This window comes from Maribacter algarum (ex Zhang et al. 2020) (genome assembly GCF_005885635.1).
Lineage (GTDB): Bacteria > Bacteroidota > Bacteroidia > Flavobacteriales > Flavobacteriaceae > Maribacter_C > Maribacter_C algarum.
In genome coordinates, this window is record NZ_VATY01000002.1 from 923,981 (window position 1) to 949,622 (window position 25,642).

15 protein-coding genes are annotated in these 25,642 nt (G+C 39.3%); 7 read left to right on the top strand and 8 right to left on the bottom strand.

Annotation, left to right across the window (positions count from 1 at the left end):
- Window positions 1-61: 61 nt before the first annotated feature.
- Together FEE95_RS12950 and FEE95_RS12955 are read right to left on the bottom strand one after the other, a co-directional pair.
- Window positions 62-1,957, bottom strand: a complete 1,896-nt coding sequence (locus FEE95_RS12950; protein WP_138658379.1) for a spondin domain-containing protein — start codon at window positions 1,955-1,957, stop codon at window positions 62-64.
- Window positions 1,958-2,160: 203 nt separating this feature from the next.
- A complete protein-coding gene (locus FEE95_RS12955; protein ID WP_138658380.1) occupies window positions 2,161-5,844 on the bottom strand; it encodes a T9SS type A sorting domain-containing protein in 3,684 nt (1,227 codons plus the stop codon).
- Between the two features lie 244 nt (window positions 5,845-6,088).
- On the opposite strand from FEE95_RS12955, the gene FEE95_RS12960 reads away from it, so the two are divergent.
- Together FEE95_RS12960 and FEE95_RS12965 are read left to right on the top strand one after the other, a co-directional pair.
- Complete coding sequence (locus FEE95_RS12960) at window positions 6,089-6,787, top strand: response regulator transcription factor (RefSeq protein ID WP_138658382.1); 699 nt, start codon at window positions 6,089-6,091, stop codon at window positions 6,785-6,787.
- Window positions 6,784-8,277 carry a sensor histidine kinase gene (locus FEE95_RS12965; protein ID WP_138658384.1) on the top strand — a complete coding sequence of 498 codons (1,494 nt, stop codon included), beginning with the start codon at window positions 6,784-6,786 and terminating at the stop codon, window positions 8,275-8,277. The genes FEE95_RS12960 and FEE95_RS12965 overlap by 4 nt, the downstream gene beginning before the upstream one ends.
- Window positions 8,278-8,335: 58 nt before the next feature.
- On the opposite strand, the gene FEE95_RS12970 is transcribed toward FEE95_RS12965, so the two are convergent.
- From FEE95_RS12970 to FEE95_RS12980, 3 genes are read right to left on the bottom strand one after another with little or no spacing between them, the layout of a single operon-like run.
- Window positions 8,336-9,805 (bottom strand): MoxR family ATPase, encoded by a 1,470-nt coding sequence (locus tag FEE95_RS12970; protein WP_138658386.1) that lies wholly within the window; start codon window positions 9,803-9,805, stop codon window positions 8,336-8,338.
- A 7-nt stretch (window positions 9,806-9,812) separates the two neighbouring features.
- On the bottom strand, window positions 9,813-10,226 hold the full coding sequence (locus FEE95_RS12975; RefSeq protein WP_138658387.1) for a hypothetical protein: 414 nt from the start codon (window positions 10,224-10,226) through the stop codon (window positions 9,813-9,815).
- A 1-nt stretch (window position 10,227) separates the two neighbouring features.
- Window positions 10,228-11,391 (bottom strand): vWA domain-containing protein, encoded by a 1,164-nt coding sequence (locus FEE95_RS12980; protein ID WP_138658389.1) that lies wholly within the window; start codon window positions 11,389-11,391, stop codon window positions 10,228-10,230.
- 121 nt (window positions 11,392-11,512) lie between these two features.
- Here FEE95_RS12980 and FEE95_RS12985 point away from each other — a divergent pair, with 121 nt between their 5' ends.
- Together FEE95_RS12985 and FEE95_RS12990 are read left to right on the top strand one after the other, a co-directional pair.
- Window positions 11,513-12,331, top strand: a complete 819-nt coding sequence (locus FEE95_RS12985) for a DUF1853 family protein (protein WP_138658391.1) — start codon at window positions 11,513-11,515, stop codon at window positions 12,329-12,331.
- A gap of 153 nt (window positions 12,332-12,484) precedes the next feature.
- On the top strand, window positions 12,485-13,696 hold the full coding sequence (locus FEE95_RS12990) for a DUF418 domain-containing protein (RefSeq protein WP_138658393.1): 1,212 nt from the start codon (window positions 12,485-12,487) through the stop codon (window positions 13,694-13,696).
- Between the two features lie 110 nt (window positions 13,697-13,806).
- Here the strand turns inward: FEE95_RS12990 and FEE95_RS12995 are convergent, their stop codons facing one another.
- Together FEE95_RS12995 and FEE95_RS13000 are read right to left on the bottom strand one after the other, a co-directional pair.
- Window positions 13,807-14,655: a DUF4249 domain-containing protein gene (locus FEE95_RS12995; RefSeq protein WP_138658395.1), complete on the bottom strand. Its 849-nt coding sequence runs from the start codon at window positions 14,653-14,655 to the stop codon at window positions 13,807-13,809.
- Between the two features lie 4 nt (window positions 14,656-14,659).
- Entirely contained in the window at window positions 14,660-17,050 is a 2,391-nt protein-coding gene (locus tag FEE95_RS13000; RefSeq protein WP_138658396.1) for a TonB-dependent receptor, read from the bottom strand.
- 339 nt (window positions 17,051-17,389) lie between these two features.
- Between FEE95_RS13000 and FEE95_RS13005 the strand changes: the two genes are divergently transcribed.
- Both FEE95_RS13005 and FEE95_RS13010 read left to right on the top strand, forming a co-directional pair.
- Complete coding sequence (locus tag FEE95_RS13005; protein ID WP_138658398.1) at window positions 17,390-19,126, top strand: NACHT domain-containing protein; 1,737 nt, start codon at window positions 17,390-17,392, stop codon at window positions 19,124-19,126.
- Window positions 19,127-19,417: 291 nt separating this feature from the next.
- Window positions 19,418-21,139, top strand: a complete 1,722-nt coding sequence (locus tag FEE95_RS13010; protein WP_138658400.1) for a serine hydrolase domain-containing protein — start codon at window positions 19,418-19,420, stop codon at window positions 21,137-21,139.
- A gap of 56 nt (window positions 21,140-21,195) precedes the next feature.
- Here FEE95_RS13010 and FEE95_RS13015 read toward each other — a convergent pair whose 3' ends face one another.
- Window positions 21,196-22,083: a hypothetical protein gene (locus FEE95_RS13015; RefSeq protein WP_138658402.1), complete on the bottom strand. Its 888-nt coding sequence runs from the start codon at window positions 22,081-22,083 to the stop codon at window positions 21,196-21,198.
- Between the two features lie 244 nt (window positions 22,084-22,327).
- On the opposite strand from FEE95_RS13015, the gene FEE95_RS13020 reads away from it, so the two are divergent.
- Window positions 22,328-25,522 (top strand): AsmA-like C-terminal region-containing protein, encoded by a 3,195-nt coding sequence (locus tag FEE95_RS13020; RefSeq protein WP_138658404.1) that lies wholly within the window; start codon window positions 22,328-22,330, stop codon window positions 25,520-25,522.
- The last annotated feature ends 120 nt before the right edge of the window (window positions 25,523-25,642 follow it).

Below are 25,642 nucleotides of genomic sequence, written 5' to 3' on the forward strand. Positions count from 1 at the left end.
TGCCCTATGAAGAAATTCATAGGGCATTTTCATCTAAACAAAACAAACACCAACCTAAACCTTAATTTACCGTTATAGTTACTTTAACCAAGTTGTACCCACCTCTAGGGTCTGCATAGCCAACTACACCGGCAGGAGAAGAAATCACGCCTTTTCCAAATTGAATATCTTCAAGCTCGGAAACTCTTCGAATTGATGTATTCTCATCTGCTGCACCGGTGTTAGGCCCTACTTGTCTCATAGGCTGGTCAGCTCCGAATCCAATTACTTGGTCTACTTCTGTACCAGCATCATATAGATATGATTTTTCAGTCGCACCATTTCCACTTTTTGGTGTTCCATTCGAATCAAACAATGGATAGCCAGCATTATTATAGGCTAAGAACCAATCGTTTGTGTTTACGAGCATTGTATTATAACCGAATTTATACCCCGCAGGAACATCTTCTAAAGTAAATGTAAAACTCTGGCCCGGGGCTATCGGCATGGCCTCATTACTTTTAGCAACAGGAATTCCTAAAGTAGTATTGATGTAATCAAAAATGATTTGATTGTTTCCATCCTCCGCACTTTCTTCGATTCCGCTTCCAGGAACTGCAGCTTCTCCTTGAGTGAACACTGGATCACTTTCAGCATCGAAAGCATAAACCACTGCTGGCGCAAATACACTGTACGAAGAAGATAATCGTAATGGAGCGCCTGTACTCCCTGTTTCAGTAAACCATCCATATAAATCGGAAGGGTCTCCTTGTACAGCAATTTTTGCTAAGCCTAGTTCTCTCTCAGCCTCACCTTCTGTAAATAAAGGATTGTCTAATGCGTGAACCACAGCGATACCTGGCGCTAAAATTACCGGTTCATTTGCATCCATTGCACCTCTTAGGTTTTTAATTAATAATCGGAATGTTCTTGTATTTTCATCATATTCCAAGGTAACTTTTACCATTGATGTAACATCCGTCGTTATTATTCTAACAGTATTGTCATCATCAGGTTCGCCCGCTTCAGCACCACCGGGAACAGATGTAATGGTCGCAGGATCTTCTTCTTCCGTTCCCGAATCCCATAAATAGATTTGATTTGTAATATCTCCTGTAACAGGATTTCCATTTTCAAATAAATTAACACCTACACCTGCAGGAGCGTAAAACCAGTCATTTGAAACTACTTGCATCGTTGCAAAACTCAACTTGGTTCCTGGTGTAGCTTGAAAATCAAACCAATAAGAACCGTTTTGATTTGCAACTGGTCCTGGAGTATCTGCCCCGTCAGGTGTATTGAATACCTGTACTGCTAAATAGTTGATAATGTTTGTAATGGTCACATTAAAACTGCTTGTTACGAATTCGGTGATTTGGTTAACCGCACCGAAGGTCAAAGTAGTGGTTTCGTTCCAGTCGGTAGCTACATCTCCTTCGCCATCATAAGCAATTGAATTGTTTGGACTTCCAACAACCGCGACAAAATCTCCAGCAACCCATTGACCTGCAGTAACAGCTACATTCTCTCTAGCGCTTCCAGCAGCTCCCCATTGTACGAAATCAACAAGGGCATCTGGATTGGTAAACTCATTTGTGTTGTAAAGACCTAACCCGCCTTCATCATCAGGTAGACCATAGCTAACAACAAGATATTCCGCAGAAGCCAATTCAATACTCCCGCTAATAGGAGTAAGCGTTCCTATCTGAACATATTGACCAGGACCAAGACATAGCCAATAGTCAGCCAAATCTAAGCTTCCTGTTCCATTGTTTAGAATTTCAATTGTATCCTCTCCTTGATATCTAACCTCATTAATTACGACTGATACTTCCTCAGTTGTCATAGGTTGTTCTTGGGGTTGTTCCTCTTGCTGTTCTTCAGCAATTAAATTTGGAGTATCATCATTTTCACATGACATTAAACCTATTACTAGCAAAGCTGCTAGTGCACTCTTAACAAAATTTACTTTTTTCATAATAATTATTTATGTTGTTTTTATTTAACACCACAAATTAACGGCCATGAAGTAACAGGTGAATCACGAAGAAATAAACTTTACGAGAGAATTGTTTATAGTTCCGTTAGAAGTATTATGATTTCATTTGGATTTTAAAAAAGCATAAAAAAAACACCTTAGAGTTTAGCCTAAGGTGTTTTCAACACTAAACAATACTAGAACTACCTAATTATCACTTTTTTCGAAACGAATTTGCCTTCTCCATTTGATATATTCAGAATGTACAATCCTGAAGGCACAGATTGAATATCTAGAGAGATACCTTTCTGTACGACTTTCTGAATGTCTCTTTTAACAGAATTTCCTGCTAAATCTACCATGTTGACTTGAACATCGCTATTTCCAAATGACTTTAAGGAAACATTCAATATATCACTGGCTGGTAAAGGAAATACAGTCGCACTGGATTTTCCGCCTACGCTGGTTTCTTCCAAACGAACTACTTCAATTGCATTTGACAAGTCGAAGCAACCTTGTAAATCGTTGGCATTTAAATCGGGTTCGAGACCAACTAAGCCATCTTCGTAACGCAGGTACCATATCAAACAAGTACCTACTCCAGCAGCATTGAAGTCTACACCTTCTACAGCTTCCATAGTTGGAGGTAGTCCAAGAATCTTCCCTTGGTCATCAGTGATAACAAATGTGCTGTTGGTTCCAGAACGTTCTCCTGTTAGTTCTATTCCAGAAACATTATCAACTTCATCGTCGACAACAAATTCGAACGGTCCTCCAACGAGTGTACCCCCTTCAGTAACTATGCGAACCACGCTCACTGGATTGGAAAGGTCAAAGTTTCCTTTCAGGTCATTTGCATTTAGGTCTGGTGCTAGCCCTTTAAGACCTTCCTCATAACGCAAATACCAAATCAAGCATGTACCAGCTCCTGCACCGTCAAAGTCAACTCCTTCAACTGCTTCCAGTGTTGGAGGCAGACCAAGAATCTTTCCTTGATCATCGGTGATTACCCAAGAACTCATACTTCCAACGCGGTCTCCAGTTAATGAAAGACCTGAAACCATATCGGGTGTACCATCTACACAGAACTCGAAAGGTCCTCCAACGATTTCTCCAGCTTCTACCATTACCTCTTCTGAACGTATCACCTCTACTCTATTTGACAAATCGAAACAACCTTCAAGGTTACCGAGGTTGCCCTCTGCTTCCAATCCGGTAAGTCCGTCCTCATAACGCAAGTGATAGATAAAGCAAGTACCCGCTCCTGCACCGTCGAAATCTACTCCTTCTACTGCCGCCAAAGACGGAGGGGTTCCCAGGATGTTCCTGTCCTCATCGGTAATGACCCAGATACTATTTGTACCGGCCCTTCTTCCGGTTAATTCAATTCCAGATACCATATCCGGCGTACCATCAACCGTAAAGTAGAACGGTCCTCCTACGAGGGTTCCCCCTTCGGTCTCCCTACGTACCACTTCTACGGGGTTCGATAAATCGAACGTTCCTTTGAGGTCATGGGCGTTCATTCCCATTTCAGCACCTTCCAGTCCATCCTCATAACGTAAGTACCAGATCAAACAAGTACCAGCTCCAGCTCCATCGAAGTTCACACCTTCCACTGCATCCAGTGTTGGTGGCAAACCAAGGATCTTTCCTTGATCATCAGTAATCACCCAAGAACTGTTGGTTCCAACGCGATTACCTGTCAATGAAAGACCTGAAACCATATCGGGTGTACCATCTACACAGAATTCGAAAGGTCCGCCAACGATTTCTCCAGCTTCTGGAGCTGCTAAACGGTTTACCTCTACTCTGTTCGATAGATCGAAACAACCTTCAAGGTTACCGAGGTTGCCCTCTGCTTCCAATCCGGTAAGTCCGTCCTCATAACGCAAGTGATAGATAAAGCAAGTACCCGCTCCTGCACCGTCAAAATCAACACCTTCTACTGCTGCTAAAGACGGAGGGGTTCCCAGGATGTTCCTGTCCTCATCGGTAATGACCCAGATACTATTGGATCCTGCTCTTCTTCCTGTTAATTCAATTCCAGATACCATATCCGGCGTACCATCTACCGTAAAGTAGAACGGTCCTCCTACGAGGGTTCCCCCTTCGGTCTCCCTACGTACCACCTCTACGGGGTTCGATAAATCGAACGTTCCTTTCAGGTCATGGGCGTTCATCTCTGGTGCCAAGCCTTCAAGACCTTCTTCATATCGTAAATACCAGATCAAACAAGTTCCAGCTCCTGCACCGTCGAAGTTCACACCTTCCACTGCCTCCAGTGTCGGGGGAAGACCTAATATCTTGCCCTGGTCATCAGTAATTACCCAAGAGCGCATGCTCCCTGCACGGTCTCCGGTCAATGAAAGACCTGAAACCATATCTGGTGTACCATCTACACAGAATTCGAAAGGTCCGCCGACGATCTCACCGGCTTGCGGTGCACTTAATCTGTTTACCTCTACTCTATTTGACAAATCGAAACAACCTTCAAGGTTACCGAGGTTGCCCTCTGCTTCCAATCCGGTAAGTCCGTCCTCATAACGCAAGTGATAGATAAAGCAAGTACCAGCTCCTGCACCGTCAAAATCGACTCCTTCTACTGCCGCCAAAGACGGAGGGGTTCCCAGGATGTTCCTGTCCTCATCGGTAATGACCCAGATACTGTTGGTTCCAGCTCTTCTTCCTGTTAATTCAATTCCAGATACCATATCCGGCGTACCATCAACCGTAAAGTAGAACGGTCCTCCTACGAGGGTTCCCCCTTCGGTCTCCCTACGTACCACTTCTACGGGGTTCGATAAATCGAACGTTCCTTTCAGGTCATGGGCGTTCATTCCCATTTCAGCACCTTCCAGTCCATCCTCATAACGTAAGTACCAGATCAAACAAGTTCCAGCTCCTGCACCATCAAAGTCAACTCCTTCCACTGCCTCCAGTGTTGGTGGCAAACCAAGGATCTTTCCTTGATCATCAGTAATCACCCAAGAACTGTTGGTTCCAACGCGGTCTCCAGTCAATGAAAGACCTGAAACCATATCGGGTGAACCATCTACACAGAACTCAAATGGACCACCAACGATTTCTCCAGCTTCTACCATTACTCCTTCAGAACGAATAACCTCTACTCCATTTGACAAATCAAAGCAGCCTTCCAGGTTACCAAGGTTAGCTTCTGCTTCTAGTCCAGTGAGTCCGTCCTCATATCGTAAATGATAGATGAAACATGTTCCGGCACCAGCACCATCGAAGTTTACACCTTCAACAGCTTCTAAACTTGGTGGGATACCTAAAATCTTTCCTTGATCATCCGTAATTACCCATGTGCTGTTCTTACCTGACCTTTTTCCCGTCAAGGAAATACCAGATACCATATCGGGTGTACCATCAACGACAAAGTTGTAAGGCCCACCTACTAGCGTACCTCCATCAGGTTGATTTCGGTATACTCTAATTTCATTTGAAAAGTCGAACTCCCCTTTCAGCGCTGATACATTGTTTCCTGCATCAAGTCCTTCAAGACCTGCTGCATAGCTCAGATGCCAAATCAGACAAACTCCAGCACCGGCGCCATCAAAGTTTACAGCTTCCGGATTTGGCGGTAAGCCCAATATTTTTCCATCCAAATCGGTAACAACCCACTGAGAGTTTTCGGTATTGTTGCATTCAAGTTGAATTCCCGACACATGGTCGGCTTGGCCATCACCAACGCAAAATTCGAAGGGTCCTCCTGTAATGGTACCGCCATCAATCGTAAAGAGCGCATCATTTGCATGAACAGATTGCCCCAAGAACAATGCCATACAAATAAGTGCAAACAAAGGCCAGTATATCCTTTGAGGGCTTTTGTTCGCATCATTAATTAATAGTAATTTTTTTTCCATCTTTTTCATTTTTTAGATTATCTAAACAAACTAAGCCATATATTATCAGGGAAAAGTCACGAAATCATAAACTTTAGTGCAAATCCTGTTAGGGTTTTGTGATACTTTCGACTAGTAGAAGGTTATTTCTCGAAACAGAACCAAAGAACAAAGCTGTTCACAGATAATTTTTAATATTTATTTTTTTTGAATTGTCCGTGATATTTATGTGATACTTTTTAACTTCTTTCGTAACTTATTAATTATGAAACAAATACTTATCATAGAAGATGATCCAGAAATCATAAAATTACTGGAGATACATCTCACCGACCTTATTTATTCCACCTCAAAAGCGATGGACGGAGAAGTTGGGCTCCGCATGGCGTTGGAAAACGATTATGACCTTATTTTACTCGATCTTACACTGCCTACTTTGGACGGTGTTACTATTTGTAAAAGGTTAAGGGAGAAAAAGAACACCCCTATTATAATGCTCACCGCTAAATCAGAAGAAATTGATCGTGTCTTAGGATTGGAAATGGGCGCGGATGATTATATCACCAAACCTTTTAGCATTAGAGAATTACTTGCTCGAGTTAAAGCAGTGATGCGAAGAACCGATTCCACAAAGATGGACAAACAAAATTCTTCTGCAATATCTGCCGAAGGTTTGCTTATTGATATAGACCGTAGAAAGGTAGTTTTGGATGATAAAAAGGTTGAACTCTCACCTAAGGAATTTGAGCTTTTAGTGCTAATGGCATCAAATCCCGGAAGGAATTACAGTAGAACTGAACTATTAGATATGATTTGGGGCTACAATTTTGAAGGTTATGAGCACACTGTAAATTCACATATCAATAGATTACGTGCCAAAATCGAATCAGATATGGCAAACCCAACCTATATATTGACCACTTGGGGTGTAGGATATAAGTTTAATGAAGACATTGCCGTATGAGCACAACACCAAAAACACTTACTCCAAAACTAGTTAAGAAATTATGGCTGGCTTTCATTGTATTGGTCTTAATGATGGGGATATCCTATATAGGTATCACGGGCTATTTCGCCAATAAGCATAATCAAGAAACGACCCAGCGTCTCAATGCCGAAGTGGCTAATCATGTTATCGCTGAAAAGTTTCAAAACGCCTCCCCTTTTTTAGAAGACGGCAGTGTCAACAAGCCCCTTTTTGGTGATTTGATGCACGATATGATGGCCGTAAATCGAGGAATTGAAGTTTATCTTTTGAATGAAGGAGGTGAAATTTTATATTCCGTAGTACTTGATCCTAATGACCAGGATGCTACTAAAAGTGTTTCCTTAGGGCCGATTGACTCTTTCATCGCTGACAAAGGAGAAAATTTCATATTAGGTGATGATCCGAGATCTCCTGGTGAACAAAAAATATTTTCTGCAGCGCCTTATTCCGTAGATGGTAGAAACGGTTTTATTTATATTATTCTCGCAGGAAAGCGGTTTCAGGAAGTTAGTAGTACTCTGATGGGGCAGTATTTTGCGCGTCTCGGACTCGGCGCAACCTTACTCACCACTATTTTCGCGGCACTCATAGGGCTTTTGGCCATATGGTTTTTGACGAAAAACCTTCGTGTTATTACGAGTACAGTACGTCGTTTTAACGAAGGTGATTTAACCGCTCGTATTGAGAACCCGGATTCATCGGATATCTCAATATTTGCAAATTCTTTTAATGAAATGGCCGATACAATTACGGGAAATATTGATAAAATGCAATCCGTAGATTTATTGCGAAGAGAACTGATTGCAAACGTTTCACACGATTTGAGAACTCCTCTAGCAATTCTGAAAGGATATATTGAAACCCTTCAGATAAAAAGAGAATCATTAACTGAAGCTGAAAAACAGGAATACCTTCAAATAACACATGATAACGTCGACAAGCTTTCAAAGCTTATTAATCAGTTATTTGAATATTCAAAATTGGAGGCTGAACAGGTTACACCAGTAAAAGAACCTTTTTCAATTACTGAGCTTTCGCACGATCTTATTGCCAAATTCAAAGTATTGGCGGAACAGAAGCAGATAGAATTACAATTGGACAATCCAAAAGAAAACAATATGGTTTTTGCGGATGTCAGCTTGGTAGAGAGAGCATTGCAAAATCTTATTGAGAATGCCATAAAATATACCGAACCCAAGGGTAAGGTTACACTTTCATTGTCAAAAAAGGGTAAGAATGTTGAAATAAACATTACCGATACGGGAACTGGAATTCCTGTAAACGAACAACCTTTTATTTTTGACCGTTATAAACAAGTTGATGAAAGCGCCAAAAAGCAGGGATCTGGATTAGGTCTTGCAATCGTTAAAAAAATCATGGAATTACACGATACCACGATTACAGTATTAAGTAAACCTAAAGAAGGTAGTTCGTTTATTTTCAATCTACCTGCTTACCAAGTTTAAATTAATTTTAAGCTATGAAAAAGAAAGCCCCTGTTGTTGTTTGCAGGGGCTTTTTGATTTATAGTCCGTTTATAAAACTGCCGTAGAGGTCTTTAAACTGGTAGCCTTCCGAGAATCTATTTTTACTCAATTTCTTATGAGCGACTAATCCCCATAAGACGATTTCTTTCAAGAAATAGGCATCTTTCTTTGGAAAATCTGGCTGATGTTCTTTCAACAGTTGATTTAACTCAGGAATACTATCTAAGGTTCTTTTGTACTCTTCATCAGTGAAGTCATCTAGTAATTCAAAACCTTCACCTTGAAAAAACCAATGTAACAATTCATCGTACGGAGTTTCTTCATCTTTGCGCTCCAGTTTATTGATTTTCGGGAAGTATTCCGGAAATAGAGACTTCACGGCATCATCAATCAAAATGGCTGCTACACCATCGGCTCCCTCCTGTTCTCCTTCATATACCAGCTCAATTTTACCTGTGATTGCAGGAATCACGCCTAAGAAATCACTTAATCGTACCATTGTGGAATCTGCTCCAGACAACAAAGCTCTGCGTTCTGCAGTACTTAGAAGGTTTTCAAATGCCGTTATGCTTGTTCTTGCACTAACACCACTTTTGGCATCAACGTATTCACTATTTCGTGCTTCGAAACTGATTTGTTCCAATAAATCCTTAGCAATATCAGGAACGTAAATGGCATCCGTTTGTCTAGAATCTAAATTCGCTTCTTGCTCGGTGATTTTACGTGCGGTTTCAATATCATCTGGATAATGCGTTAAAATCTGTGATCCGATTCTATCTTTCAAAGGAGTAACGATACTTCCCCTATTTGTATAATCCTCAGGATTTGCAGTAAAAACAAATTGCAAGTCTAATGGCAATCGCAATTTGAATCCACGAATCTGAATATCCCCTTCTTCCAGAATATTGAAAAGAGAAACCTGAATGCGTGCTTGTAAATCTGGAAGCTCGTTGATGACAAAAATGCATCGGTTCGCTCGTGGAATCATTCCAAAGTGGATGACACGGTCATCAGCGTATGATAGTTTAAGATTCGCAGCTTTTATAGGGTCTACATCGCCAATCAAATCGGCAACGGTCACATCGGGTGTAGCCAGTTTTTCATAAAAACGATTGTCTCTGTGTAACCATGAAATAGGGGTCTTATCGCCTTGTTCCTTAATGAGCTCCATGGCATAACGCGACATGGGTTTCAGAGGGTCATCATTGATTTCAGATCCTTCCACTACGGGAATCCATTCATCCAAAAGGCCAATCATCAATCGTGCAAGTCTTGTTTTAGCTTGACCCCTCAATCCCAATAAATTGATATTGTGACGTGATAAAATTGCTCTTTCCAATTCTGGAATTACCGAGTTCTCGTAGCCCCAAACTCCCGTAAAGGAATCTTCTCCATTTTTGATCCGTTCTCTAAGATTATCCCTGAGTTCGTCTTTAATACTTTTGGTTTGGTAACCAGCTTTTTTCAATTCTCCTAAAGTGGAGATTTTTTCTTTATTCAATTGCATATATTTTTTAATCAAATGGTAATAAATCAGGTTCTAAAAACGCTGTTTTAGCTTGTTTTGAATTGAAAATATCGAATCCGTAGTGTGTATCGATAAGTTCTTTAAAATTGTTTTTTAGCCTGGGAAATTCCTTAATAAAATCTTTAAAATTAGTTGACTCAGATTTCAGCATAAAATGATAAACTGCCCTGATAGCGGCAACTGTCAAGGTTGCATTGTATTTATCTTCCGCTCCGACCTGCTTTACAAAAGCCTTTATCTGCGATTGTATATTCGACACCGCTACGTCAATTCCGTATGTGCTGATATGTATCCATGCGAGTCTTAAATGCGCCTCATGACTAAATAAAGATGGATCTAGTTCACAACGCTCAAATAGTTTTTCGAATTCCAAATCGGATAACTGAAAATGGTTTTCCATATCACTTCAATCTTTTTCGTCTATTATTCTCGTAATCCTCAAAAATCATTTCTCCCAATCCCTTTAATCCTGTAAAAAAGGCTTTTCCTTTATTTGCTTCTGTAAAATGCCGTATAAACTGCATTAAATAGGGGTCTTGAGCAATCATAAATGTTGTGATGGGGATATGTAATTTCCGTGCCTGACGTGCCATATTATAGCACTTCTCCACAATATAGTCATCAAGCCCAACACTATTTTTATAATAAGTTCCATCAGGGAGTCTCAAACAGCTTGGTTTTCCATCAGTAATCATAAAAATTTGCTTATTGGTGTTTCGCTTTCTTCGGAGCATATCCATCGCTAATTGTAAACCTGCAACGGTATTCGTGTGATACGGACCTACTTTTAAATAGGGTAAATCTTTAATGGGGATGGGCCAAGCATCATTTCCAAAAACTAAAATATCAAGTGTATCTTTTGGGTAACGGGTTGTAATCAATTCTGCCAAGGCCATGGCCACTTTCTTTGCTGGCGTAATTCTATCTTCTCCATAGAGAATCATACTATGGCTAATATCAATCATTAACACCGTGCTCATTTGAGCCTTGTACTGGGTGTCCTCAACAACTAAATCTTCTTCACTGAGGTTAAAACTTCCAATGCCATGATTGATTTGGGCATTTTTCAAACTCTCGGTCATCGAAATGTTCCCTAAATCGTCACCATAGCGGTATTCGCGCATATCGCCCGTATGTTCATCTCCTTGTCCTGATTTACCCGTTTTGTGATTTCCAGCACCACTTCGTTTGAGTTTTCCGAAAATTTGGTCTAATGCCCTTTGGCGAATGATACGTTCCATTTTTGCAGTTATAGAAATCGTACCGTTGCCATTGCCGTCTTCCCCATCCTCACCTTCTTCGTCCATTTCGCCACCTCCATCTTCAAACTCTTCGCGAATATATCCTTTGGTTTTTAAATCTTCTATAAAATCATCGATAGTATAATTCTCGTCGGTCAGTTCATACTCTTTATCCAATTCACGTAACCAATCAATAGCCTCATCAAAATCACCTGAAGTGTGTGTGATGAGTTCTTGAAAAATATCAAAAAGTTTTTCAAAAGGAGTTTGTTCCGGGGCTTCATAAGTGGTGAAGCGGAACCCTTTTCTCATATCCATAGCCATAGTATAAAAATACGGCTTTTAACAAAAGTGGTATTGCGTTTTAGCGAAAACTTAACGCTTGGTACAAATTCCAAATGGCAAATTCCAAAAACCAAAACGTATCTTGTAAATTCGTGCTGGTATGTCACAAACACATCTTCAAAAACAATGTGCTGGATTTCTCAACACCCCTCCCCTTTGGCAAAAGGAACAGTTCGGGATTAAACAATTTGAATTTCCCAAAATCGATTGGAGCACTTTTCAGCCAAAAGCTATTTCGGAACGCATCCGATTGGGACATCAAATGGAACATGTGTTCAAACAACTTGTTGAACATTCCGAGGCTTATGAAATTCTACTGCATAACCTACCCATAAAAGATGGAAATCGGACCATTGGCGAAATTGATTTTGTTTTAAAGAATACTCAAACCCGTCAACTTATTCATGTAGAACTCACGTATAAATTCTACATCATAAATCCTGAGATATCAGAACCCATCCATCAACTGATGGGCCCCAATCGGCGTGATATGTTCTTTACGAAGATGGAAAAGATAAAGAACGACCAATTCCAATTATTACATTCACACGAAGGGTCTAAAGCCTTGCATAACAAAGATATAGATCATACTAAAATTTTGCATCAGGCCTGTTATAAAGCACAGCTTTTTGATCCCTATAGAAGCAACCCCGTAAATATTAGACCCTTGAACACTGAATGCTTCACCGGGTATTGGTTGCGATTTGAAGACTTCAAAACAGCGGATTTTAAATCCTTTGAATTTTATATTCCCTTTAAAGCCCAATGGGTTATTGAACCGCATGAAGATGTACAATGGACTAGTCACTTCGAAACACTGATGGACATTAATCTTCGCATGCTCAAAGAAAATACACCGATGGTCTGGATGAAAACCTCTGAAACAGAATTCGAAAAGTTCTTCGTAGTTTGGTGGTAAGGAAAAGTACGAAGCTAGAAGTACGAGGTTCGAAGTCGGAAGTTTGAAGTTTTAACTATTCTGTCTGGGAACTAATTTGAAAAAGTACTCTGATTTTATTTTGTAACTTCTCACCAATCAAAATCGTCATATCCATCAATCAAATCATCAATCATGTCTTCAACAAAATCACCTAGAATTGAAATTATCGATGCCCTTCGTGGTTTCGCCTTAGCAGGAATACTAATCTGTCATATGGTGGAACAATACATTGGTGCTGGTGCACCGATGAGCCATTATGAGACCGTTAGTTCTGGAATTGGCAATCAAATCATTGACGGGTTCATCGGCATTCTCCTTAGAGGAAAGTTTATCGCTTTGTTTTCTTTTTTATTCGGATTGAGCTTTTTTATTCAAATGGACAATGGCGCGAAAAAAGGAATCGCCTACGGTGGAAGATTTCTGTGGCGTTTGGTGCTTTTGCTTCTGATCGGTTATGCACATAGTCTTTTTTATAGAGGGGATATCTTGACCATATATGCCATGCTAGGTATATTCCTTATCCCTTTTTATAAATTGAATACGAAATGGGCACTGGGATTTGCAGCGCTTTTGTTTTTGGGACTGGGTAGATATATCATTTTTTATTTTACCAATGGGGAACATCTTTTTTTGGATATAGACCCGATGGACATGGAATCTCCTCGAATGACTGAATATTACGAAACGATTAAAAATGGAAGTCTTTATGAAGTTTTTGCCACCAACAGTTGGGATGGTCATCTCGATAAGATGAACTACCAATACGGTGCCTTTGGAAGAGGCTATTTTACTTTTGCTTTCTTTCTCATTGGCCTATATGTAGGGAGAACAGGATTTTTCAAACGCTTTAAAGAAGAACGAAAGTTTACCAAAAAGGTGCTAATTGGCTCGATAATCTTATTGGTGGTCTCCATTAGTATCACGGCAGGGGCCTTTATTGGAATAGGGCAAGAAGGAAATGTCAATAGCTGGCTAGGCATGATAGGATTGTCAGGTATGGATATGGCCAATTTAGCAATGACTCTCATATACATTGCCCTTTTTGTTATCTTTTATCGAAAAGTAAAACCAGAGAAATGGTTGGCTAAATTCGCGCCATATGGCAGAATGGCACTTACCAACTATGTGCTACAAAGCATTGTGGGTACGGCACTACTCTTCGGATGGGGTCTAGGTTACCTCGGCGAACTGCAAAATGTGTACACCTTTTTGATTGCCTTGGCGCTCATCGCCATTCAAATGTGGTTGAGCAAAATATGGCTCCAAAACTTTAATTACGGCCCACTGGAATGGATCTGGAGAAGTCTTACATTTTTCAAGGTCTTTCCGATGAAGAAGAAATGAAAGATACAAGGTAAAAAGTACGAAGTTAGAAGTACGAGCTACGAGTCTCTTCAAAGTTAAACTTAATACTTCGCACGTTGTACCTCGTACTTCCTACTTCGTACTTCTGCTCATTCAAACGTATAGCTAGTCCTATTGAACTCGGTTAGCCTAAAATACCCTTGCGCATAGTTATCGGGATTCGTAAGATTGATACAATTTCCCTTAACAGAAACTGGAGTAGCTTCAAAGATTCCGACGCCACCGATTTGGTCGATAAGGATGGTGATATAGTTATTATACGCTTCTGATATGCCATACATGTCAATATCCAATACATCTCCTGCCGCAAAGGGTTGCCTTACATCATTTTCATCATCAGCTTCTTCAATTTCATACCACCAATCCACTTCGTTTCCATTGACGAATTCATCATCGCCTACTTCAAAATCAGGGAGTAGTTCGCCTTGTTTTTCGAATCTGAAAAAGTAATAGTTGCCTTCTTCCGGTGGGTCTGTAAATACAATATGTGCTTCTAATATTTCATCATCAAAACCGTCTGCAGTGTCTTGAAACAGTTCTGTAATATCGGGCACACCCATTAAAGTTTCCTGTGCACTGTAGGTTTCTCCGTTGTGGATGATTTCCAAAGTATAGGACTGTCCGATTACAGGAACAAAACTTGAAGTTGCATATTCCCCAGTATTCAGGTCTGCAAAAACGAACTCCGCTCCGCTGGAATCATTCGTCACTTTTACAGAAGCCCCGGTAACTGCGGTATTGCTGGTGGTATCAAAGAAAGCGGTGGAATTGCTCAAACGGATGCTTTGCTCATTTCCCGCGGTTCCTTTCTCCCAATCCAGAGAGGCTTCGACCACAAGTCTGGTGGGACCGGTTTGTACGGGTACGTCAATAACATCTTCGCAAGACGCTAAGGCAATACTTAAAAGGAGGATTGTAGTTTTTATAAATCGGTTCATTTTCTTAGAATTTAAAGTTATAGGTTAAGGAAGGAACAATACCAAAAATGGCAGTTCGCGTGGCTTCGTTGGCTCCGGTTTCTACATTTTGACCAAAGGATATCGAAGCGGCATTCTTTCTACTATAGGCGTTATAGATACCGAGTACCCACTCCCCCTTCAATCTTTTATTGGGTTTCTTATTGGGTTTGTAATTGAGCGAAAGGTCCAAACGATGATAGGCGGGTAAGCGGTCGGAGTTTCTATCGGAATAGCTCGCGACGGATATTCCTTCGTACTCATATTGTCCGTTCGGATAGGTAACTGGCCTTCCTGTCTGGAACACCAAATTCGCACCAAAACTGAACTTATCATTCAAGCGATAGGCTCCGGATATGGAAATATCATGGGTACGGTCAAATGGTGTGTAATACCACTCTCCATTGCTGATACCCAATCCGCCTGCTGATCCACCAGGTGTACGTTGTTCGGACTTTGACAAGGTATAGGCTATCCATCCTGTGAGTTTGCCTTCGTTTTTTCGGAGGAGCAATTCGAGTCCGTAGGCTCTGGATTCGCCATTTAATATTTCAGTTTCAATGGTATTCTGTCCGATTAAATTGGAGCCATCGATATAGTCGATACGGTTGTCGGTCGTTTTGTAATAGATTTCCGCTTCTAGGGAATACACCTTATCCCTAAAGTTTCGAAAATAGCCTAGTGCATATTGATTGGACAATTGGGGTTTGATAAATTTTCCACTGGGGGTCCAAACATCCAAAGGTGTTGCTGAAGAGGTGTTGCTCAACAAATGAATGTATTGCGCAGCTCTTGAAAATCCTGCTTTTATGGACGACACTTCATTCAACTCGTAGGCCAAGGCCAGTCGCGGTTCGAAATTACCAAAGGTTGCAATCGCATCTCCCTTTTCGTAATTAGTTTCCCCAATGGCGGTTCCGCGTTCGTAAATGCCTAAGCTTGTATTGTACACCACGGGTTGATTGTTGGCATAATCGGTCAAAGGTTGTCCACCTAATCTTGAGAAAGCACTGTAGCGTAGTCCGTATTGGGCGGTTAGTTTTGAACTCAATTTGTGTTCTGCACTGGCGTATACCCCACTTTCAAAGGCCTTTTTACGGTCCAATTTTAAGGGGTTAACGGGAGACATCTCCGAAGTCGGGCGAATCTGCCCGGGGTCAAAATCGTAGTAGATTCCGCTGGCACCGAAGTCCAGTTTAAATTTGTCACTGAAATAGTATTTCAAATCATACTTCAGATTGTAGTTATTGATAGAGGACAACCAATCAAACTGTGCGAGGCTTAGATCTAATTTGTAATCATACTTGCTGACAATCGCCGATAGGTTCGAAAACAACTTGTCATTAAAAATATGGTTCCAACGCAGGTTACCTGAGGAATTTCCATAGCTGGCCCCAAAACTACCTCCAATTTCGAAATTATCACGACCAAAATAGCCGGAGAGGAACAATTTGTTGTTTTGATTAATAGCGTAATTGGTCTTTAGGTTCAAATCGTAGAAAGCAGCACTATTCTTTTCTCCTGCAGCCTTTAAAATCAAATCGGCATAGGAACGGCGCCCTGCAATTAAAAAGGAACCTTTGTCATTGAACATTGGGCCTTCTGCTGTTAGTCGGCTTGAAATGATACCGAGACCCCCGGTCAAAGCGAACTTTTTATTGTTACCATCTTTTTGCCGGACATCCAATACCGAAGACACTCGACCCCCAAAGCGTGCGGGAATACCGCCTTTATATAATTTCACATCTTTGATGGCATCGGCATTAAAGACCGAAAAGAAACCAAACATGTGCGAGGTATTGTATATAATCGCCTCATCGAGCAGTACCAGGTTTTGGTCTTGTGCCCCACCCCGAACGTGAAACCCACCAGAACCTTCGCCATTGTTGGTGACACCGGGGAGCATTTGTAGGGACTTCAAAATATCAACCTCGCCCAATACCACCGGCATTTGTTTTACGGTAGCAATGTTCATTTTCACCGTACTCATTTCAGGCTTTTTTAAAATCGCCCGTTCTGGTTCGTCGGCGGTGACGACCACTTCTTCTAGTTTCGTTGAGAACTCTGCAATTTCAAAATCGAGTTTTTGATTTTTAGAAAGGGTAACCTCCTGACTGATTTCTGAATAACCTAAATATGAAATCGTCAGGGTGTAGTTGCCCTCAGGTGCCGTTATCGAATAGAAGCCGTATTCGTTGGTAATAACCCCAATGGTTGTGCCCTTTAAGAATACCGAAGCCCCAAAAAGGGTTTCACCATTACTTTTGTCGGTAATCGTACCATTTAGCGTATAGTTCTGCGCTAGCGCAGATGAACTTAAGAGTAAGAAGAATAGCCAAGAGCCAAGGGCTAGAAGCTTTTTAGAATGTTTTTTCATTGATGAAGGTGTTTGTTGTTTTCCAAATTAGAGACATCACGAAAAGTTGAGGGTTGCATGGCAACGAACTATTAAGAAAATTTTGGCAATGTCTTCTGGGGACAAATCTAGGGTGACATGGGTATGCGGTTCGTTGACTTTGGTTAAGAAAGATGGAAACGGAAATTCGGTGTAAAGTCTTTACTTGACAAGTATCAGAATTTACAACTGTTAAAAACTATGGATAAGTTATTTATTGGTAGGGTTTTTCTGCTTAAATTAAAGCGCTATGTTTATCGGAATTTTAGAAGATGGAAATAGTAAATTACTGTTTTCAATTGTTTGAAATAATATCAAAAAATGATGAAAGATAAAGTTATAACTGAAGCATTAAAATATCCTCTTAGTAAAATCTTGAAATCTATAGGCTCCGAGATAGACCAAATAGCTAACAACAAGTTATTAGAACATCAAGTAAATACATATAAGAGAAGCTTATATGTAAAGACCATATTATATAGGTCTGAACCTGTGAATTTAATGGATATTTATTACCCTATTAAACTTGAAGACACAGAATCTATTAAGGGTACAACTAAGATTGTTACTATTGTTAATGGTGAAGATTTATTTAAACAGAATAATTGTATTACAATCACTGGTTCGGCAGGTTCTGGAAAAAGTATGCTACTCAAATATTTATTTGTAAAAATTGCAGATGAAAAGAAAAAAATTCCTGTTAAAATAGAACTTAGATACTTAGAAAAGTATGAAGGTTCTTTTGAAGGTTACATAAAAACCCTATTCAGTTTTTCGAAGATAGCAAAAGAAGAAAAATTTTCTGATAGACTTCTCGAATCTGGGGCCTTTGTATTTTTATTAGATGGTTTTGATGAATTAAACGCAATTACGAGATATAAGGTAATTAAGGAAATAGATTTTTTCATTGAAAAGTTTAGCAATAATAAATATGTCATAACAACAAGACCATATGTAAATATTGAATTACTACCTCTATTTAAAAACCTAAGTGTAAAAAGATTGGACAATAATGATATTTATAAATTCATTGAACAACAATTACCAAATCAAGAAGGAGAACTTCTTTCGGATAAGATTATTTCTAGCCTGAAAACCAATGATAATAAGTTTGATACTTTTTTACAAAACCCTTTATTATTGTCAATGTTTATTTTGACTTTTCAATCATATTCAACCTTACCATCACAAAGACATCTTTTCTACTCACAAGTTATCGAAACTCTATTTAATTCCCATGATAGCTTATCAAAATTAGGTTATGAAAGGGAAAGAGAAAGTGGTTTGAGTAGAGAAGAATTTAATACAGTACTAAATGTTTTCTCATTCTTAACAATTTTTGAAAACAAGTTGATATTCAATAAAACATACTTCAGGAAACAGTTGGTTAAAATAAAAAAACGATTTCCTTCTTTAAAATTTAGTAATGATAAATTACTAAATGATCTATTAATAGCTCTTTGCCTAATAAATAAAGAAGGTCTTGATTATTCTTTTGTTCATAAATCAATACAAGAATATTTTGCAGCAGAATATATTGCCAGTTTGGGTAAGGATAATAAAGAAAAGGTGTATGAAAAACTATATGAGCTATTTATTAATGAAAACCAAGAATTAAACATTGGATTAGTAAACTACATTTCAATTTTAATTGAATTAGATTATGAAAATGTATACAATCTTTTAATTTTCAAAGTTTTTGATTTCATAATTTCGGGTCAAGAAAACATTAAGAAAGTCATTGAGAGTAAACAAGAAGAGAATAAGTCTAAAATTGTAATTAACCATATTTTCGTTTTAAATCAAATTTTCTGTGACCTTTTTGAATTTAAAGAACAAAAAAGAATCAAAAAATCTTATGGTAAAATATATAAACTGGTCAAATTCGAAGGAATAACTGATAAGACAAATGAGGGAGGTTCAATATCTCTTAAAATAAGTATTGATGATTCATATGGAGACAAACTCGAAAAACTGCTAATCCAAGAAAAATCAAGAATCCAAGAAGTAATCAAACAAAAAATAATATCCGAAAATGGAGTTTTGGATTTAATATAAAAAGTACTATACCCCCTAGCGTTCGTCTGCAACAAGTGATTCGATACATGTCCCCTGCTACCGCTAGTCTCCGCCCAAAAAAAGGCGAACAAGCTTGAATAGTGGCGTCCCAAGTAAGCAATTAGACCTAAAAATTCCTCATCAGCAATACCTTTCTAAAACTTTCTTTTAGTTCGCGCAGTATTGGCGTAATCCGTCCGATCTTATAAATCCGTACTCCGGTTGTATAAATACAAACCTCTTTTATCTCGAAATCTTTTATAATTGGGAGTATCATATAAGGATAAAGCTATGAATTTCCATCGTGTAAAAGTTTCAATAGGAATTGTTTTGTTTACCTCTTTAGGGTTTGTCAACCTCTATTCTCAGAACTTTTCCAATTTGTCTGCTGCCCAAGAACAGAAGTTCAACAATATGGTGAATCGATGGGACAATCAAACCAAACCTGGTGTTGCCGTCTTGGTGATGCATAAGGGCGAGCTGGTTTATAAAAAATGTGTCGGACTTGCCGATGTGGAGCACCAGATACCTATTAAGTCCACAACCATTTTTCCTTTAGCCGAACTATCATCGCATCTAACGGCTACAGCAGCCTTTGTGCTTATTGACAAAGGCCTTTTGTCTTTAGATACCCCTATAGCTAGGTATCTTACAGATATGCCTGATTTTATGGCTAAGGTTCGAGTTAAAGACCTTTTGCAACATTCAAGTGGTATCGATGATTTGCATCGCTTACATGTGCTCGCAGGAGGTCAACCAAATGAAGTCCTGTCTCAAGATGTTGCGCTAAAACTACTTCGGTCTCAGCAGAATCTTTTGTTCGAACCCGGCAGTAGCACACAAGATTCTGCAAGCAATATGCTGTTATTGGCCGAAGTAATCGGGTCTGTTTCAGGTAAAGGCTTTGCGCGTTTTATGAAAGAAGACCTATTTGAACCCTTGGGCATGTTGCATACCTTCTCCATAGAACATATTGACCAGCCCATTGCGAATGCCGTGCTTTCGTATACCAGCGAAAATGATGTCTTGTTGCGAAAAAGAACCACCTCGTGCTTATTCGGGTACAATAGCATCTATTCAAGTCTTGATGATCTCATCAAGTGGGAACAGCACTTAAATAACCCTTCCTTGCTTAAAGCAGAAAGTGTCAAAAAACTAAATGCCTTGATTGAATTCGATTATCAAGATGAAACCATCAAATCAACCGGTACTACCCTTGGGCAGATTGGCTACCATTGGGAAAGTGGCGCCCATAAATCGTGGATGCGCGGCAATTTGGGTGGTTTTAGTAGCAGTGTAACAAAAGTTGTTCATAAAGGATTCTCCTCTTATATATTCGCAAATACCGGTGAGGCCTATACCGGCTGGGTTACGGTCAGAGCTGCGCTGATACTCTTACCCGATTTTTTTGTGGGTCCCTCAAATATTGATTATTCTAAAATTAAAACGCTATCCCTTGATAACAAAGCGCTAGCGCAGTATTGTGGTGACTACTGGAATGCCGAAGCTGGCTTTCGAAGAACGATTACCCTAGAGAGGGATACCCTACGCTATGTAAGACCCAATGGGGACTCTACCCCTTTATTACCCATAGAAAAGAATAGGTTTCAAATGATGACTCCCGGAGATAACTGGTACTTTTTAAAATTTTCAGAAGGGAAGGATCCCTATTTCCATTACGGCTCCCGTGAATTTCCGGAGTATTATACGTTTGATAAGTATGAGTCCAAAACCTTGAACGCATCAACCTTGCAGAACTATGAAGGCAGCTATATCGATAAGACCTTTCATGTAGTGTATGATCTAAAAATTGAGAATGGTGCTTTGGTCCTGAAAAATTACAGAATTGGAAATATCCCTCTAACCCATGTGCAAGGAGATACCTTCTCGAGTGAGACCCCCTATTTTACCCATTTAAAATTTGAACGAGACGCGTCCGAAACGATTACAGGAATCCAGCTGATGCATCATGGGGAAGAAAATCGTCTTTTACGAAAAATAAGCATCCGCTAACCCTGGCCTGTGTTTATTTGATTACCGCGTAAGTAATTAAACCAAAAGATGGCACTCTAAGGAATAGCCACAGAGACCTTGCCTTCTAAAATAGACCCATCTCGTAATATGGTATTACAAAATGTCAATGTGATTCTTTCGCCATCATTTTCCAAAAATAGTTCTGTTTCGGCTGAAGAATAATATTCAATCCATACTTGATTGGTAGATAATACCAGGTCTTTTTCAATATGAGTACCTGAAAATCCATTAACTACACCAAAATATTGTCCTGTTTGTGGATAACCGCCGTCCTTTTCGTTAAATCGAATTTCAAAGGTATTGGGCCAAGAGCCAAACTTGAAACCTATGCTTCCTTCTCCACAACATTCCCCATCAGTAATTTGTACCGAGGCATCTTTCCAAAAATCATAATCATTATTGTAATAATTGTCTTGATCGTAGTTACAAGCCATTTCAGAAGTCGTAAATGATTCCCAATCAATTTTTTCAGAATCCCCATTTTTGGTAACTGAGGCAAAGTAATAGGTGGTATTCGGTTCTAAAGAATCAATAGCATAATCAAATGAATAGGTACCTGTAAAATAGGGCACTTCCCCTTCCAAATCGATAATTTGATCATTACTCGAATCAGTTTCATCAACACCTCTGAATATAAATCCTGTTTTAAAAGAATCCTCTTCCGGAAACGCTCTACTTTCATGATTGATAAAACCATTGAGCGTTACAGAATTTTGCGAAATATAGGTTACATAAGCCCCAGAATAAGGCGCTTCATAGATTGCGTCATCGTCAGATGTCGAATCAGTTGTTGTATCGTTTGACGAATTTATATTGATAGTAGGATCATCTTCATTTGTGAGATCAATCACATTGGGAGTATCGATTTTAGTACAAGAAACTATAGTACATATACTAATTAGAAGTGCCAGTAGGTTTTTCATTGGTTTGTTTTTTTTGGGCTGATAAAAATAACGTGCGATAACAATTTGTATTGTTTGATGTACCGTTTACTTAAACCGTGTATCTTTCATTTAGTGCAATTGATATACCATCCGTTGCACTTTGATAAGTCCCCTTATCAACAAAATATCTAATCAATACCTGCGTTTGAACTATAGACAAAAGTGTGCGCGCAATAGCTGCTTTTAAAGCCATAGGGCTTCGCTAACCCCAAAGACAACTCCTTTGAAGATTAAAAAGTTCTGGAAACGATTTTTAGTAGTGCTCATCGCAGTGCCGATTTTGGTTGCAGGTGGGCTTATACTTTATATTCAGAGCAACCAATCTGAAATCATTAAAGAAGAGATTGCAACACTTAACCAAGAGCACAAAGGCCGTATCAGTGTTGGTGACAGTGAATTGTCACTATTTAAGAACTTTCCGTACATCTCAATAAAGGTCGATGATGTTAAGATTTTTGAAACCAAAGCATCCAACTCCCCTATCATTATGGATGTTAAAGACATCTATGTCGGTTTTAACCTATGGGATATTGTCAATCAAAACTATGATATTCAATCGCTATTGCTAGAAGAAGGTGTTTTTAACATTGTTATTCATGAAAACAATACCACCAATATTCAAAACTCCCTCGCGAGTACGACCGAAACAGATACATCTTCCACCAATATTCATCTAAAAAAGATTCGACTTAAAAATTTGGACATCCACACCTTAGATGAAGCGACGAATACCGATGTTGAAAAATATATCTATTCCGGTATCGGCGGTTTTAGCCAGCAAGACAGTATCATCGCTGGGCATGTCGATATGGATTTGGAACTGAATGTGATTAAAGAAGGTGATACTACTTTTATTCGAAAAAAGCATTTTGAAGTCAACACTGATTTGGTTTTTAACGAAAACACGGGTATACTTGAGATAGAACCTTCGGGAATTACCATGGAAAATGGTGATTTTGAGTTAGAAGGCTCCATAGACACCGAGAATGATGTAGACCTAAATCTGTACATCAAAGGAACAAAGCCCAATTTTGATATGCTCATCGCCTTTGCCCCGACGGATGTGATACCCATCTTGGAGAAATATAAAAATGCCGGAGAAATCTATTTCTATACCAGTATTCAAGGTCCGTCCAACAAGGGAAATACTCCCTCTGTAAACGTTGATTTTGGCGCAGGAAAAGCCTTTTTAGAAAATACCAAAAGAGGTAAAAAGATAGACAACATGGGCTTCAATGGTCATTTTACCAATGGCGATAAAAGAAATGCAAGTACCATGGAATTTTCGCTGACCGATATGACCGCCTCTTTAGAAAAGGGAGAATTGGAAGGTTCTGTTTTTGTGAAGAATTTCGACTCTCCCGAAGTAGATATGAAAATACGCTCCAATTTCAAGCTCGATTTTATTACCGAATTTTTTGAATTGGATGATGTCCAAGATGCTTCTGGAGAAGTTTCTATAAACATGAATTTTCACGATATTATTGATATTGACCAGCCCGAAAAAGCCTTACAACAACTCAATCAAGCCTATTTTGCAGAATTGCTCCTAAAAGACCTGAGTTTAACTACGAAGGAGCTACCAGCACCAGTACATGATATGAATGTGCATTTGGTCATGAAGGGTAAAAAAGCCAATTTGAATCAGTTTGAACTTCAACTAGGAGATTCCGATGTATCCGCAACAGGTTTTCTTTCAAACTTACCCGCGATTGTGCATCATACGAACAATCCTGTAGAAGCGCATTTGGATATTTCTTCCAAGCGTTTAGACATTGCTGAATTAACAGGTTTTACGAAACAGGATTCGATACAAAAGGGTATTGATGAACAGATACAAGATTTGAGTCTAGGGCTTTCGTTCAAGACTTCTGCTACAGCTATTACCGAGTCCAAGTATCTACCCAAAGGGGAGTTTTTTGTGGATAGTCTGTATGCCGACTTAAGCCATTATCCCCATAAACTCCATGATTTTCATGCAGATGTTTTAATCGATGACCAAGACTTGGAAATCGTAGATTTTACAGGATATATCGATGATAGTGATTTTCATTTTGATGGACTCATACACGACTATGCATTTTGGATGCAACCCGAACTAAACGGAGATATGGATTTGGATATCAATCTCACTTCCAGAAAGTTACGATTAGAGGATGTCTTTTCGTATAAGGGAGAAAATTATGTTCCGGAAGAGTATCGCCATGAAATTTTTGACGATTTGGCATTGCATGTTGCCTCCAGTATGCATTATAAAGATTCCGCTTTGCAATCCATCGATGTGGCTTTGGACAAGTTAGATACCAAAATGGAATTGCATCCCCTTCGCTTTCATGACTTTAGAGGGAACATACACTACGAAGATGAGCACATCGTCATAAAAGACTTTCATGGCGAAATAGGAACTACGAATTTTAATTTCGATTTGAATTATTACTTGGGAGAAAATGAGCAAATAAAGAAACGGGATAATTACTTGGCGCTAAAAGCCAATTACATTGACTTTGATGCACTATTTAAGTTCAATCCGAATCCTCCCAAAACAACGACAGCGGTTGCTTCAAAAACGGAGGATGTCAAAGAACATGCCGATGTCTTTAATATTTATGAGTTGCCCTTTACGGATATGCAATTCAAGGCGGATGTCGCCCACTTTATATATCATAGAATAGATCTTCAGAAAATCAAAGCGGACATACGCACCACACCCGACCATTATATTCACATCGATACCTTGCATATGGATGCCGCAGGGGGGACTATTCAACTAAGTGGCTATTTCAATGGCAGTGACCCAAAACACATCTATATGCAGCCGGACTTGGTGATGAATAATGTGGATTTGGATAAGCTGCTGTTCAAATTTGAAAATTTTGGACAAGACCATCTCATTTCAGAAAATTTACAAGGAAAGCTCACTTCTCGAATTAATGGCAAAATTAGAGTATACCCTGATATGGTGCCAGATTTGGACCAATCTACCCTAGAAATGGATGTGAAAGTTTTGAATGGAAAGTTAAAGAATTATGACCCCATGCTAGCACTTTCGGACTATATGGGTGATAAGAACCTACAAAGCATTCGCTTTGACACCTTGCAAAACAATTTAGATATCGATAAGGGTAAGATTACCATTCCCGCTATGAATATCGAATCCACTCTTGGGCATATGGAGCTATCAGGTACCCATGATCAAAATCAAAATATCGATTATTATGTGCGTATTCCCTGGAAAACCGTACGACAAGCTTCGATGCAAAAACTATTCGGAAAGAAGACAGACTCCACTAGTATCCAAGAACAAGAAGATGAGATTGTAGAAGTAGATGCCAACAAAAAAACAAAGTATCTGAATCTAAAAATCAAAGGGAATATCGATGATTATAAGATATCCTTAGGTAAGAAAAAAGGGAAATAGCCTTTAGCTGTTGGCCTCAAGTGCTTGTGTTCGACTGGCAGTCACAAGTATCATATTTCTACCTTCACGATTGAAAAGATTTTTTAAGAACAGAAATACCAAATACTATCTTTTCAAGAA